We start from the raw sequence: 14,253 nt of genomic DNA, 5'->3' as shown, positions 1-14,253 counted from the left end.
CGTGATGAGCGATGCGGCGGCGCGTGACGAGCTGGCCCGAGGCCTGCTCAACTGCAGCTATGAGGCCCTTAACCCGGTCCAAAAGAGCGTTATCGACCTGATCGTCACGGAGACACCCAGCCGCGCGCCGGGTCTCACCCGTGATGACCGGCGGTTCGGGGAGCGCCTGGCCGATCGCGTGGCTGCATTCGGGGGCTCATGGGCCTTCATCGCCGGCTTCGGCGCGGCGCTGCTGCTGTGGATGGCCTGGAACCTGGCGACCCCGGCGCTTCACCTGGCCTTCGACCCCTATCCGTTCATTTTCCTGAACCTGGTGCTCTCGACGCTCGCCGCTCTGCAGGCGCCGGTGATCATGATGAGTCAGAACCGGCAGAGCGTGACCGACCGGAAAGCGGCCGAGTACGACTATGTCGTGAACCTGCGCGCCGAACTCGAGATTCTGCGCCTGCACGACAAACTCGACGCCCTGCGAGGCGAGGAATTGATGGCGCTGCTGGTGGAGCAGGGTGATCGCATCGAACGGCTGACACAGGAGGTCGCGGAGCTGTCCGCGGGCCGCCGCTAAGCGCGCGCCGCGCGCCGCAGCGCCTGCGGCGGCTGGCCAAAGGCGCGCAGAAAGGCTCTGCGCATCCGCTCGGGATCGCCGAAGCCGGTCGCCGCAGCCACACGGTCGATCGGGTCGGCCGATCCCTCCACCCGTTCACGCGCGGTCTCCAGTCGCAGGCGCTCCACCGCCTTGGCCGGGGTCATGCCGGTCTCGGCCGCGAAGGCGCGGGCGAAGTGCCGGGGGCTCATCGCCGCCTGGTCGGCGAGACGCTCGACGTTGAGCGGCTCGGCGAGCCGCTCGCGCATCCAGTCGAGCAGGGGGGCGAAGCGGCCGCCCTGGCCGCCCATTTCCAGCAAGGCCGAGAACTGGGATTGGCCGCCCGGCCGGCGATGATAGACCACGAGTTGCTGGGCGACGGCGCGGGCCAGATCCTCGCCGTGGTCTTCGGCGACCAGGGCTAGGCACAGGTCGATGCCTGCGGTGATCCCCGCCGAAGACCAGACGTCGCCGTCGCGCACGAAGATGCGGTCTGGCTCCAGCCGCACCTTGGGATAGCGGCGGGCGAAGTCCGGGCAGCGCTGCCAGTGGGTGGTGGCGCGCCGCCCGTCCAAGAGACCGGCCTCGGCCAGGATGTAGGCCCCGGAGCAGACGCTGGCGGTTCGGCGGCTGCGCGCCGACGCGCCGCGCACCCAATCGAGGGTGAGTGCGCAAATGGCCGGTCCGCGCGTGCCTTCCCCGCCGGCGACCACCAGCGTGTCGAGCGGCGTTTCGTCCAACGGTCCAGCCATCACCTGGACGCCCGAGCTCGAGGCGACCGGACCAGGAGCGCGGGCCATGACCCGCAGCGCATAAGCCTCGGGCACGAACCGGGCGGCGATTTCGAACACCGCGATTGGGCCGGTGGCGTCGAGGATCTGGAAGTCCGGAAATACGAGCAGGCCGATCGTGCGGGTCATGGCGAAAAACGAGGGATGTTTGTCATTTCTGCCGGAAGCTAGGTCGTGCACTGTGGGGCGTCAAACGCCTTTGGAGACCACCATGTCCAAGCTGCAGATCGTCATCGCGCTCTATCCGGGCGTCACTCACCTGGACTTCACCGGTCCCCACCAGGTGCTCTCGCGCCTGCCCAACGCGGAGGTGGCGGTCGCTTCGATAGGCGGGCAGGACATCGAGGCCGAGGGCCTGACCTTCTCGCGGCTCGCCGACCTGACGGCCATCGACCGTTGCGACGTGCTCTGCGTGCCGGGCGGTCTGGGTACCACCGACGCGATGCAGGACGAGGCCTTCATGGCGCAGATCCGGCGGCTCGGATGCCAGGCCAAGTACCTGACCAGCGTCTGCACCGGATCGCTGATCCTGGCGGCGGCGGGATTTCTCAAGGGCAAGCGGGCCGCCTGCCATTGGGCGTGGCGCGATCTGCTGATCCCATTCGGCGCCATCGTCGACGACAGCCGCGTGGCCCGCGACGGAGACATCATCACCGGCGGCGGCGTCACCGCGGGCCTGGACTTCGCCTTTGTGCTGATGGCTGAACTGGCGGGCGAGACCTTGGCCAAGTCGGTGCAACTCGGGCTTGAGTATGCGCCATCGCCGCCCTTCGCGTCGGGGCGTCCGGAACTGGCGTCCCCTGAAATCCTGGCGGCGGTCAAGGCGCGGATGGAGCCGTTCGCCAATGGTCGTCGTGAGGCGGTGGAGGCCGTCGCCGCCCGGTTGGGGGCCGCGCGGACCTAGGCCGCCAGGGCGCGGACCAGCGCCGAGGGTTCGATCGGCTTGCTGAGATAACCGTTGAAGCCGAGCGCCAGGAGTCGCTCGCGCTCGCCGGTCATGGCGTCGGCGGTCAGGGCGACGACCGGAAGCGTCTGGCGCCCGGCGGCGCGGATGGCCGCCAGGGTCTCGATGCCGTTCATCTCCGGCATATGAATGTCCATCAGCACGATGTCGAAGTCGGCGTCATCCAGATGGGCCAGACCCTCGGCGCCGCTGGATGCTGTGGAGACGCTGGCGCCGATGGCTTCCAGCAGGGCGCGGGCGACCTCCTGATTGGTGAGATTGTCGTCGACGACCAGTACGCGCAGGGCCGCCTCCAGATCGTCGGGACCGTTGCAGAACTCTTCCTCGGCCTCGGCCGTGGACAGCGGCAGGTTCAGGGTGAAGCGCGCGCCTTCGCCGAGGCGGCTCTCTACGATCAGGTCGCCGCCCATCAGCCGCGCCAGTTCGCGGGAGATGGCGAGACCCAGACCCGTGCCGCCGAAGCGGCGCGAGATGCTGCTGTCGGCCTGGGTGAACCCCTGGAACAGACGCGACTGAGCGGCTTCGTCGAGGCCGGGGCCTGTGTCGGCCACGGTGAACGCGACCCCGGAGGCCGTGCTCTGGACGATGAGGCGGACCTCGCCGGCGGTCGTGAACTTCACGGCGTTGGAGAGCAGGTTCTGCAGGATCTGGCGCAGGCGGGCTTCGTCGCCGAACGTCCAGCGCGGAATATCGGCCGGCAGGTCGCATATCAGAGCCAGACCCTTGTCCTGCGCCATGTGGCTCCAGAGGTCGATGGTGCGCGCCACCGTCTGGTGCAGGTTGAAGGGGCGCGCGTCGATGTCGAACTTGCCGGCTTCGATCTTGGCGAGGTCCAGAACGTCGTTGAGGATGGTCATCAGTCCGCCGCCGGATCGCAGCAGGGTCTTCACGTACTGCGCCTGACGGGCGTCCAGATTGGTGCGGTCGAGGGCGTGAGCCATGCCGAGGACCCCGTTCATCGGGGTGCGAAGTTCGTGACTCATCATCGCCAGGAAGGTCGACTTGGCCTCGCTGGCGGCGCGCACGGCGCGGGTCTGGTCCTCCAGGTCGGCTAGGGCGGCGTTCAGCTTGCGCGAAGCGGCGACGCCGCGGGCCGCCGAAACGATGGCATAGCCGACATAGACCATGACCCCCAAGGCGACGAACGCCTGCTGGGCGCCGTGGAAGCGGGGGAAGAACAGTGGGGCGAGTAGGATGCAGAGCCCGCTCGGCGCGCCGAAGACGAGCGAGGCGAGCGGCGATCGGTAGGCGTGGCTCATGCCGTTGAGCAGCAGCGCCGACCAGACTAGCAGGGCGAAATATTCAGAGCCCGAAAAGTCGGCCACCCAATAGGCGACGCCGAGGCCGACCCAGACGCCATTTAGAGCCAGCGCCGATCCCAGGTACGATATGCGCTGCGCGCGGGTCGGGACGCCGCGCGCATGCGGCGCGGTGGCGATCATCGTCCAGGCCTCGCCGAACGCGAAGAACGCGACCCACCCGGCGGCGACCGCCGGTGACAGGGTCCAGGCCACGAGGATGGCGTAGACCGCCACCGTAATCCAACGCGACGGAGCCATCCGGCGCGCGGCGCGCGCGACGCCGTCGAAGCCCTCGTCGAACTCAAAAACCGGTAACTTCATTACGCCGCCCACCACTTGCGACGCACGTTGCACGCGAATGCGCAAGAGAGGCTTAACGCGCTAGAGGTGGCGGTCGGGTAACGTTGCTATCTTGAGGTGCGTGATCAGCGGTCCTGCGTACGGGCGTGCACTGTATCGACGTTCTGATGAATGTTGCCCTGGCGGCCCTGGCTCTTGATGTTGAAGTCGTCGCCGTGGCCGGCCGAGTGGACGCCGGTCTTGGCGTCTCGGCGGTCGCGGTCCTCGCCCTGGATGTCGGGGCGTTGGCCGCGGAAGGACTGTTGTTCCTTCGGGATCGGGGGCGCTTTGCTCATGAGGGACTCCTTCTTCCAGTGACCTGGAAGGGAACAGCCCTTGGGCCGGCTTGTTCCCGGCTCAGACGGCGTCGAGGCCGATGTCGAGCACGCTGGCCGAGTGGGTGAGAGCGCCGACGCTGATCACCTGAACCCCGGTCCGGGCGATGCCGCCGACCGTCTGCAGGTTGACCCCTCCCGAGGCCTCCAGCGTGACGGCGCCGGCGGTCATGGCGACCGCCTTGGCCAGATCCTCCAGGCTGAAATTGTCCAGCATGATGACGTCCGGCCGATGCGGCAGAGCCTCTTCGAGCTGCGCCAGGCTATCGACCTCGACCTCGATCTTCATCAGATGACCGGCCGCTGCGCGGGCGCGCTTGAGCGCTTCGCCGACCCCGCCGCAGGCGGCGACGTGGTTGTCCTTGATCAGGATCGCATCATCGAGGCCGAAGCGGTGGTTGAGGCCGCCGCCGCATCGCACGGCGTACTTCTCCAGGTGGCGCAGGCCCGGCGTGGTCTTGCGCGTGTCGGCGATGCGCGCGCCCGTGCCGGCGACCGCCTGGACGTAGTCGCGGGCCAGGGTGGCGACGCCGGACAGGCGGCCGAGCAGATTGAGGGCGGTGCGCTCGGCCGACAGCAGGGCTCGGGCGTTGGCTTCGACCTTCGCCAGGACTTGGCCGGGGTGGATCGCGTCACCGTCGGCGACCATGGCCTCGAACTTGGCCGCGGGATCGAGCGCCAGCGCGGCGAGCCGTGCGCAGGCCAGGCCGGCGACGACGCCGTTCTGGCGGGCGGCGAACACGGCGTCCAGCCGCGCGTCGGCCGCGATGCAGGCCTGGGCGGTGACGTCGCCGGCGCGGCCGAGGTCTTCGGCCAGGGCGGCGGACACCACCGGCTGGATGAGCAGGTCAGGAATGGGAGCGATCATTCGGCCGCGATGCTGGAGGCCGGAGGGGCCAGGTTGAGGAAGGTGCGGACTGGCGCAGCGTCGGCCGGCCCGTCGGCGCGGAAGTGGGCGCCGAGACTGGCCGGCCGGTCGAGGGCGGCCTGGGCGACCAGGCGCGCGGCCACGAGCGGAGGGGCGCGGCCGTGGGCGGCCTCCAGGGCGTCGATCAGCGCGAGCAGCCGGGTGAGGCCCTCGGCGTCGCGCACGACCCCGGCGTCGCGGCTCATGGCGACGCGCAACCGGGCCAGCGCTTCGCTCGGCAGGTCGGGCGCGGCGGTCGCGCGCAGCGGCCGGGTCTTGGGATCTTCGAACGCAGCGGCGGCGCGGCCGGCGCGGGCGCCGAACACGGCGGCTTCCAGCAGCGAGTTCGAGGCCAGCCGGTTGGCGCCATGCACGCCGGTGGAGGCGCATTCGCCGGCGGCGTAGAGGCCCGGCAGGCTGGTCGCGCCGTCTGCATCGGTGACGATCCCGCCCATGTGGTAGTGGCAGGCCGGCGCGACCGGGATCGGCTGCACCCGCGGATCGACGCCGCCGGACAGGCACGCGGCGAACACCGCCGGAAACTCGTCGGGGAAGTGATTTCCAACGGCTGCACGGGCGTCGAGGAAGGCCCCGTGGCCCGCCTCGCGCTCGGCATGGATCGCGCGCGCCACGACGTCGCGGGGCGCAAGCTCGGCGTCGGGGTGGTAGCGTCCCATGAACGCCTCGCCGGCGCCGTCGATCAGCTTGGCGCCTTCGCCGCGAAGGGCCTCGGTCGCCAGGGGGGCGGGATCTCGGCCGATATCTATGGCGGTCGGGTGAAACTGCACGAACTCGGGATCGGCGATGGTCGCGCCGGCCAGGGCGGCCAGGGCCAGGCCCTCGCCCTTCAGCTCGGGCGGGGTGGTGGTCACGCCGTAGAGGCCGCCGACGCCGCCGGTCGCCAGGATGGTGGCCGGGGCGGTGAATTCGATCAGTTGCCCGTCTTCTTCGGCCAGGACCCCGCGCACGCGGCCCTCGGCGTCGCGGAGCAGGCCGCGCAGCCGGCAGCCGGCGCGAACCGTGACATGGCGTGAAGACAGGGTCGCGGCGATGACCGCGTCCATGATCGCGCGGCCGGCCTGGTCGCCCTTCACCCGGGCGACGCGCGAGCGAGAGTGGGCGGCCTCCAGGCTGGTCGCGAAGTCCCCATCGACCGTGCGGTCGAACGGCGCGCCGAGGGCGGCCAGGGTGCGAACGGCCTGCGGGCCTTCCCGCGCCAGGATTGCGGCCATGGCGGGATCGACCAGGCCTGCGCCGGCCGCGACGGTGTCGGCTGCGTGCAGGTCCGGGGCGTCGTCGCTGCCGAGGGCGGCGGCCATGCCGCCCTGCGCCCATGCCGAGGAGCAGCCTTGGCTCAGCGGGGCGCCGGTCAGGACCAGGGCCTTTCGCGGCGCGGCGGCCAGAGCTGCGGACAGCCCCGCCAGCCCGGCGCCGACGATCAGCACGCCGTCGTGCTTGATCCGCTCCATGATCAGATCAACTCGACGTCCACGTGGTGACGGGCCTTCACCAGGTCATAGCGGGCCGGAACCGCCGGCGGCGGCAGATCGACCATGCGCTGGACGGCCAGCCGCGCGCGTTCGGCGATCGCCGGATCGACGGTGACCTCGAAACGATTGTGGAGCAGGGCCTCGTAGATGTTCTGGAGGCTGATCTTCTTCATGTGCGGGCAGAGGTTGCAGGGGCGCACGAACTCAGTCCCGATCGCGTCGGCGGCGACGTTGTCGGCCATCGAGCATTCGGTGATCAGCACCACCTGCTTGGGCTTGCGTTGCAGCACGTAGTCGTTCATCGCCGCCGTCGAGCCGGCGAAGTCGGAGACTTCCAGCACCTCGGCCGGGCATTCCGGGTGAGCGAGGATCTCGGCGTTGGGATAGGACGCCTTGAGCTCCAGGATGTCCTCAGCCGTGAAGCGCTCGTGCACCTCGCAGCGACCCTTCCAGGCGATGATGCCGACGTCCGTCTGGCGCGCGACGTTGCGGGCCAGGAACTCGTCGGGGATCAGGATGACCTTGTCGACGCCGCATTCCTTGGCGACGTGTTCGACCACCTGGACCGCGTTGGCGCTGGTGCAGCAGACGTCGGTCTCGGCCTTAACGTCGGCGGTGGTGTTGACGTAGGTGACGACCGGCAGGCCCGGATAGCGCTGCTTGATCAGGCGCACGTCAGCGCCGGTGATCGACGAGGCGAGGCTGCAGCCGGCAGTCAGGTCCGGGATCAGAATGGTCTTTTCCGGCGACAGGATCTTCGAGGTTTCGGCCATGAAGTGCACGCCGGCCTGGACGATGATCGCCGCGTCCGACTTCGCCGCTTCCTTGGCCAGGCCCAGGCTGTCGCCGACATAGTCGCCGACCCCATGGAAGATCTCGGGCGTCATGTAGTTGTGCGCGAGGATCACCGCGTTCTTCTCGCGCTTCAGGCGGTTGATCTCGGCGATGAGCGGGGCGTGGAGGCGCCACTCCATCGGAGTGACGTGATGCTTCACCTTCTCCCACATCGGGGAGGTGGCGGCCTCGACAGCAGGCGTGAACGCGAATTGCGAGCCGTCAGCCATTGTATCCCTCCTTATGCTCAAAATGAGCATTTCTTCGGCCTCAAAAAACGCCGCGGGATCTCTGCAGCGCCCCGTCGGCGTCCGTGATTATGCTCAAAACGAGCAAAACCGATGACTGATGATATAGACCCCTGCCAGGGGCGGCACAAGCCCACATTATCATGAAGCTCTGGAACGGGGGCAGTTCAGGCCGCCTGGCTGCGCCGATCGACATTCTCGGCCAGAGCCCTCGCCAGGGCGTCGGCGTCATAGGGCTTTCGTAGCAGCGGCCAGGGCGTTTCAGCAGCGATCGGCTGAGCTTCGCCAGCGTACCCGGTCGAGAGGATGACCGCCAAGCCAGGCCGCCGGGCGCTGACCGCGGCGGCCAGATCAAGGCCGGATCGACCGCCGGGCATCACCAGATCGGTAAGGACGGCGTCGAGGTCTGGATGTTGCTCCAGGGCGATCAGGGCCAGGTCGACGTCGATGGCGCGGACGACCGTATGGCCGAGTTCGACGAGCATGGCGCTGACCATCTCTCCGACTTCGGCGTCGTCCTCCACAAGCAGCACGTTCAGTCGGCGAACGCTCGGCGGCTCCTGTTCGCTTGCTTGCGAGGCCAGGGCGGGCGCCTCTCCGCAGCGGGGCAGATAGAGGCTGACGGACGCGCCTTCGCCGGCGGAGGTTTGTATGGTCACGCCGCCACCGCTCTGGCGGGCGAATCCGTAGGCCTGGGAGAGACCCAGGCCGGTTCCCTTGCCGATATCCTTGGTGGTGAAGAAGGGCTCGAATGCACGGGCGAGTACGGCTGGCGCCATGCCCATGCCGTCGTCGCGGACTTCGACGCGGACATAGTCGCCGGCCGCGACGTCCTCCACCTGGCCTTCGGCGAGCGCGCAGGCCTCGGTGCGAATTTCGATGGATCCGCCCTGGCTGACGGCGTCGCGGGCGTTGACGACCAGATTCATGATCGCCGCGTCGAACTGACCCTGATCGATCATGGCGACGGACTGCGGCGCGCCGGCGGTCAGCGTGAACTTGATCGCCTCACCGACCGCCCGGCGCAGCAGCGGCTCGCTTTCCGCCAGCAGATCGTCGATCCGAACCGCTTCGGGCTTGAGGGCCTGGCGGCGCGAGAATGCCAGCAGCTGGTGGGTCAGGCGTTCGCCGCGGCGGGCGGCGCCCAGCGCCGCCTCGATCATCCGATCGCGACGCTCGACGTCGTCGGGCTTGCGCTGGATCAAGTCGAGCGCGCCAGTGATGACGGTCAGGAGGTTGTTGAAGTCGTGGGCCACGCCGCCGGTGAGCTGGCCGACGGCCTCCAGTTTCTGGGCGTGATGCAGGCGGGCCTGAGCCTCGTCGCGCTCGGCGAGCGCAGCATTGACGCGCTCGGCCAACAGCTCATTGATGTCCTGCAGGTCGTGCTCGGCGTCCTTGGCGTCGGTGATGTCGATCCCGATGCCAACGAAGCCGGCGAAGGTCCCGTCCGGCCCGTAGCGCGGCTGCGACACAGAGCGGATCCAGCACCATTCGCCGGTCTTGCGACGATAGCGGGCTTCCAGGCGGAAAGGCTTGCGCGAGGCCTCGCCCGCGACCTGCTCCTTCAGGACCCGCGGCAGGTCTTCGGGGTGAAGCGCGTCGCGCCAGTCGAACTCCAGCGCCTGTTCGTAGGGCACGCCCAGATAATCGACGTAGGCCTGGTTCACGAATTCACGGCGACCGTCGGTTCTGGAGACCCAGAGCAGGGCAGGGGCGCTGTCGGCGAGCGCTCGGAAGCGTTCCTCACTTTCCTTAAGTTTCTCAAAGGCATGGCGGCGGTCGGTGATGTCGATGTTGACGCCGACGGCGCGGACTGCGCGACCCATGCCGTTGACCAGCACCTCGCCGCGCGAGAGCAGCCAGCGGGTTTCGCCGTCGGGCCGCACGATACGGAATTCGCAGGGCTCCATCTGGCCGCTACGGATCGCTGCGATGTTGTTCAGGCGCACACGCTCGCGGTCTTCGAGGTGGACGACTTCGAGCAGCTGGCGCACGCCCGCCCTTTCGCCGATCGGCAGGCCGAGGTTTCGGAAGAGGGTCGGCGACCAGAATCCTTCTCCGGTTTCGGCGTCCCAATCCCAAAGGCCGACGTCGCCGGCGCTTTGCGCCATCTGCAGCCTCGCCTCGCTGCGGTCGAGGGCGGCCTGGGCCTCGTCCAGCCGCAGGACGATCTCGCGCAGAGTGGCGGCGACGACCACGGTGACCGCTCCGGACAGCGCGTAGAGGACCATGCCGGCGCGGATGGCCGGATCGCCCGGGACGCCGCCGCGGATCGCCAGCGAGGTCATCAGGGCCGCAGCCAGGCCGAGCCAGCCCCATCGCTGCCCGGCGAAGAGGGTGGCGACAATGAATGCCGGAAAGTGCGTGACGGAGAGGGCGAAGGCGGTGTCCCAGCCCGCGAACAGGCCGCGGATGATCACCGCGCAGGCCATTGCGCCCAGGCTGACGGCCAACGCGACCAGCAGCGGCGGTGAGCGTCGCGGTATGAAGCGCAGCGGTGATCCTGCGGGCGTCATCTCTCTCGACGCTCTGCTGATTCGGGCCCCAGACGAGTCTATCTCAGGACCATGCGAGCCAGAGCCCAGGGGTGCAACACTCGATCTTGGCGGGTTTGGCCCCTATCTTGCCAGTTTCCGGCTGCATGGAGCCGGGACTGAAACAGATTGGGACCTCGCCGCTGCCGCTGACGCAGATCATCTCCCAGCGTGGCCTTATTGCGGCCCTGGCGACGACCTGCGGGTTGGCGGTGATATTGCTCGCCTGTGTGAACCCCCGCTACGCCGATGGCAGTGAGGAGAGGTCGCAAGGGCTCGCCCAGGTGGCCCGGACTTTCTCTGACCGCGGGCTGAGCCGGCTGACCGCCGATATGGACCCGGCGATGCTGGCCCTGGCCAGGCGCCATGATCCGCTGGCGCGCCAGGCCGACCCCTGGGGCCGAACCGTCGGCTGGACCAGTCTCGACATCTCCAAGATTCCCGATCTCGGTCTCGACACGACTTCGGTCGAGACGGCCGAGGAGATCAACGCCATGCGGGCGTTCTCCAAGCTGCCGATCCGTCCGATGCGTCCGTTCGTGCTGCACGCCGGCGGCCAGGACGCGAACCGGGCGCTCAAGTGCCTGACCGAGGCCGTCTACTACGAAAGCGCCCGCGAGCCGCGGCTCGGCCAGGAGGCGGTGGCCCAGGTGGTGCTGAACCGAGTGCGTCACCCGGCCTATCCGAAGTCGGTCTGCGGCGTGGTCTATCAGGGCTCGGCCCGGTCGACCGGTTGCCAGTTCAGCTTCACCTGCGACGGTTCGTTGCGCTATGCGCCCGAGGCCGGCTTGTGGAGGCAGGCGCAGGAGGTGGCGCGTCGCGCGCTGGCGGGCCACGTGAACAAGTCGGTGGGCTCAGCGACGCACTATCACGCCGAATATGTCGCGCCCTACTGGGCCCCGACCCTGGTCAAGATGAAGCAGGTCGGACTGCACATCTTCTATCGGTGGACTGGTCCCTGGGGGGAGCCGCCGGCCTTCACCGGCCGGTACGCCGGCGGCGAGGCCTTCATCTCGCCGGCGATCCTCGGCGGGCTGGATGCGCGCACCAACGGGCTGCTGGATCCGGAGACCCAGGGTGTCGGCGGCGGCCGTCAGGTCACCCTGGCCGTGGCCGGGGAGGTGCGCACCTACAATGTCGCTGACGCCTCCGCCACCGGCGGCGAGCGCACGCGGGTGCTGGGAACGCTCTATGCACCGCGCCGCAAGCCGACCGCCCAGGAGATCCAGGAGATCAACCGCTCGCTGGCGGCCATGGAGGCCAAGGACGACGACGCCGGAGCGGCCGACGCCCCCGCGCACAAGGCCGGGCCGGATACTGGCGCAGGCGCGCTTCAGGAGTAAGCTCGGCGGTCATGACCGCCGTTCTTGCGATCCACGCACATCCAGACGACATCGAAACCCTCTGCGCCGGGACGCTCGCCGTGCTGGCCGCGGCGGGACATCAGATCCGCATCGCCACCGTCACCGGCGGGGATCTCGGCTCGACGGCCACCGCGCCGCCGGAGACCTCGCGCATCCGTCAGGCCGAGGCGGCCCGGGCTGCGGCCTTGATCGGCGCTGAGTACCGCTGCGGCGAAGTCCCCGATCTTGGGGTGTTCAAGGACGATCCGACCCGCCGGCGGGTGACCGAGCTCATCCGCTGGGCCCAGGCCGAGGTGGTCATCACCGCATCGCCGGCCGACTATCACCCCGACCACGAGGCGGTGAGCCAGTTGGTGCGCGACTCTTGCTTCGCCGCCTCGGTGCCGAACTATGCGACCGGCGAGGCGCCGCCGCTCGAGGCCATTCCGCACCTCTATTTCATGGATCCGATCGGCGGCCGCGACCGCGAGGGCGTCTGGACGATTCCCGACTTCGGCGCCGACGTCTCGGCCGTCTTCGAGACAAAGAAGGCCATGCTGGCCTGCCATGTCAGCCAGGACGCATGGGTCGCGCGCCAGCACGACATCCCCGACCACCTGGCGTCGATGGAGGCGTGGACCCGGAAGCGTGCTCGCGATTTCGAGACTGATCTGGCCGAGGGCTTCCGCCAGTACCGGCATCATCCTTATCCGCGCACACCGCTGCTGCAGGAATTGCTGGGCGCGAGGCTGTTGGCGCCCGTGGCTCAGGCCCCGCGAGCGGCGTCGTAGCGGCCCCACATCGGGCCGCAGTCAAGCATGTCGCCGGTCTGCATCGCCTCGTCGATGGCCATGACGGTCAGGCCGGCCTCCATCGACTCGAACGGCGTCACCGGGAAGTCCTGACGCCCTTCCATCGTCGCCAGAAGATCGCGGGCCATGGCCTGGTCGGCGCCGTTGTGACTGTCCTCGGTGCGGTCGCCGTAGTCGATGCGCTCGGGCTTGCCGCGGTCCATGGCGCGGCGGACCATCAGCTTGTTGCGCACCAGATCGGCGATCAGCGTGCCCTCTGTCCCGGCCACGTACCAGCGGCGCTCTGGCAGGGCGACGTGGCTGTTGGCGTGGAACGACAGCCGCACGCCGTTCTCGTACTGCACCAGGGCGTTCTGGTGGTCGGTGACGTCCATGTCCGAGTGGAAGGCGTCGTTGGCGCTGGCCCAGCCGGCGTCGCGCAGGGCGTAGGCCAGCTGACCGTCGCTGTAGGTGTAGTGGCCCGCACGATCGGGCGTGAAGATGTTGCGGCCGCCGAAACTGGCGACCTTGGCCGGCCGTGAGCGGGTCAGACGGCCGAAGATATCGAAGTCGTGGCAGACCTTGTCGAGCAGGTAAGAGCCGCCATAGGCCTGCTTGCGCCGCCAGTTGCGGGCCAGGTAGCCGCCGTGCTCAGGCGGCAGGTGCTCGGTGGCGTCGATCGAAATCACCTGGCCGAGTTGCCCGGCGTCCACGCGGGCGATGGTGTCGCGCACGATCGACATGGAGCGCATGACCAGGCCGATATAGAGCGGCGGACCGCCGCCGGCGGCGAGGCGATGGGCGAGGGCCAGGGTCTCTGACTGGGTCCGCACGATCGGTTTCTCGGCGAAGATCGGATGGCCGGCGTCGAGGGCCTGGTTTAGGTGCTCGAAGTGCAGGTGGTTGGGCGAGCCGATCATCACCAGATCGTACGGCCCTTGCGCCAGCAGCTCGGAGGCGTCCGCCAGCGCTGGGCCAGGATCGATGCCGGCCGCGGCCAGGATCGGCGCGCCGACAGGGGCCGGATCGACATGGGCGGCGACCTGCAGGCTCCAGCCGACCTCCTTCATCGCCGCCAGCACATGGGCGATGCGCTGGCCCAGTCCGATGACGCCTATGCGGTAGGTTTTCATGGCCGCCTTCCAGAAAGCTGACGGCGCGAGCTTAGCGCGGGCGGGGCGCTCGGCTAGTGGCCTTCGCCGCCCCCGAACGCGTCGGGGTACGCGACCAGCAGGGGGGCGTCGAGCGCGCCTTCCTCGAGCGCCAGAGCCATGAAGGCGGGGCTGGCGGCGTAGGGAGACTTCACCTTGGCGGCGGCCTGCCGGCTGAATCCGAACTTCGGGTAGTACTCGGGATGGCCGAGCACGATCACCGCCTGGGCCCCGAAGTCCTTGGCGGTCTCGATCGAGGCGGCGGTCAGGCGCTTGCCGACGCCGGCGCGCTGGCGGTCAGGGCGAACGGCCAGCGGGGCGAGGGCCGCGTAGAGGTTCACGCTGTCGGCCCACAGCCGGCTGTAGAGGATGTGGCCGACGACCTCGCCGTTCTCCTCCTCCACCAGTTCGAACATCACGTCGCCGGCGGCGCGCAGTTTCTCGACCAGATCGGCCTCGTCCGCCTGGCCGAATGCGGCGGCGACGATCTCGCGGATGGCGGCGTGGTCGGCGGGGCGAGCGTGACGGATCATGCCGCGAGCATAGGCCGAGGTCCATTCCGCGGCCAGGGCAGAGGGCGCAGTCTGCGAGACGATATTGGCGGCGAGCGCGGGGCTGAACCCATCGCCATCGGACGCGTTG

13 protein-coding genes are annotated in these 14,253 nt (G+C 69.1%); 4 read left to right on the top strand and 9 right to left on the bottom strand.

Annotation, left to right across the window (positions count from 1 at the left end):
* Window positions 1–4 precede the first annotated feature (4 nt).
* On the top strand, window positions 5–565 hold the full coding sequence (locus GGQ61_RS14750) for a DUF1003 domain-containing protein (protein ID WP_183774178.1): 561 nt from the start codon (window positions 5–7) through the stop codon (window positions 563–565).
* On the opposite strand, the gene GGQ61_RS14745 is transcribed toward GGQ61_RS14750, so the two are convergent.
* Window positions 562–1,503, bottom strand: a complete 942-nt coding sequence (locus GGQ61_RS14745) for a GlxA family transcriptional regulator (RefSeq protein ID WP_183774175.1) — start codon at window positions 1,501–1,503, stop codon at window positions 562–564. The two genes, GGQ61_RS14750 and GGQ61_RS14745, sit on opposite strands and share 4 nt — an antisense overlap.
* An 82-nt stretch (window positions 1,504–1,585) precedes the next feature.
* On the opposite strand from GGQ61_RS14745, the gene GGQ61_RS14740 reads away from it, so the two are divergent.
* Window positions 1,586–2,278, top strand: coding sequence for a DJ-1/PfpI family protein (locus GGQ61_RS14740; protein WP_183774172.1), 693 nt, complete (start codon window positions 1,586–1,588; stop codon window positions 2,276–2,278).
* On the opposite strand, the gene GGQ61_RS14735 is transcribed toward GGQ61_RS14740, so the two are convergent.
* From GGQ61_RS14735 to GGQ61_RS14710, 6 genes are all read right to left on the bottom strand, one after another.
* Window positions 2,275–3,960 (bottom strand): ATP-binding protein, encoded by a 1,686-nt coding sequence (locus GGQ61_RS14735; protein WP_183774169.1) that lies wholly within the window; start codon window positions 3,958–3,960, stop codon window positions 2,275–2,277. The two genes, GGQ61_RS14740 and GGQ61_RS14735, sit on opposite strands and share 4 nt — an antisense overlap.
* A gap of 104 nt (window positions 3,961–4,064) precedes the next feature.
* Complete coding sequence (locus GGQ61_RS14730) at window positions 4,065–4,274, bottom strand: hypothetical protein (protein ID WP_183774166.1); 210 nt, start codon at window positions 4,272–4,274, stop codon at window positions 4,065–4,067.
* 61 nt (window positions 4,275–4,335) lie between these two features.
* Window positions 4,336–5,181, bottom strand: a complete 846-nt coding sequence (gene nadC / locus GGQ61_RS14725) for a carboxylating nicotinate-nucleotide diphosphorylase (RefSeq protein ID WP_183774163.1) — start codon at window positions 5,179–5,181, stop codon at window positions 4,336–4,338.
* Window positions 5,178–6,695, bottom strand: a complete 1,518-nt coding sequence (locus tag GGQ61_RS14720) for an L-aspartate oxidase (protein WP_246370960.1) — start codon at window positions 6,693–6,695, stop codon at window positions 5,178–5,180. The genes nadC and GGQ61_RS14720 overlap by 4 nt, the downstream gene beginning before the upstream one ends.
* Window positions 6,692–7,804, bottom strand: coding sequence for a quinolinate synthase NadA (gene nadA, locus GGQ61_RS14715; protein WP_183774157.1), 1,113 nt, complete (start codon window positions 7,802–7,804; stop codon window positions 6,692–6,694). The genes GGQ61_RS14720 and nadA overlap by 4 nt, the downstream gene beginning before the upstream one ends.
* Before the next feature lie 155 nt (window positions 7,805–7,959).
* The gene (locus tag GGQ61_RS14710; protein WP_183774154.1) at window positions 7,960–10,308 is read right to left on the bottom strand and encodes a hybrid sensor histidine kinase/response regulator; all 2,349 of its coding nucleotides are present in this window, start codon (window positions 10,306–10,308) and stop codon (window positions 7,960–7,962) included.
* A gap of 107 nt (window positions 10,309–10,415) precedes the next feature.
* Here GGQ61_RS14710 and GGQ61_RS14705 point away from each other — a divergent pair, with 107 nt between their 5' ends.
* On the top strand, window positions 10,416–11,669 hold the full coding sequence (locus GGQ61_RS14705) for a cell wall hydrolase (protein WP_183774150.1): 1,254 nt from the start codon (window positions 10,416–10,418) through the stop codon (window positions 11,667–11,669).
* A gap of 11 nt (window positions 11,670–11,680) precedes the next feature.
* Window positions 11,681–12,460, top strand: coding sequence for a PIG-L deacetylase family protein (locus GGQ61_RS14700; protein ID WP_183774147.1), 780 nt, complete (start codon window positions 11,681–11,683; stop codon window positions 12,458–12,460).
* Here the strand turns inward: GGQ61_RS14700 and GGQ61_RS14695 are convergent.
* Both GGQ61_RS14695 and GGQ61_RS14690 read right to left on the bottom strand, forming a co-directional pair.
* Window positions 12,436–13,593, bottom strand: coding sequence for a Gfo/Idh/MocA family protein (locus tag GGQ61_RS14695; protein WP_183774144.1), 1,158 nt, complete (start codon window positions 13,591–13,593; stop codon window positions 12,436–12,438). The two genes, GGQ61_RS14700 and GGQ61_RS14695, sit on opposite strands and share 25 nt — an antisense overlap.
* 53 nt (window positions 13,594–13,646) lie before the next feature.
* Window positions 13,647–14,144, bottom strand: coding sequence for a GNAT family N-acetyltransferase (locus GGQ61_RS14690; RefSeq protein WP_183774141.1), 498 nt, complete (start codon window positions 14,142–14,144; stop codon window positions 13,647–13,649).
* Window positions 14,145–14,253 lie beyond the last annotated feature (109 nt).

This window comes from Phenylobacterium haematophilum, from assembly GCF_014196295.1.
In the GTDB taxonomy this organism is placed as follows: Bacteria; Pseudomonadota; Alphaproteobacteria; order Caulobacterales; family Caulobacteraceae; genus Phenylobacterium; species Phenylobacterium haematophilum.
Note: the sequence above shows the minus strand (reverse complement) of the source record. Positions and strands in the feature narration are given on the sequence as shown.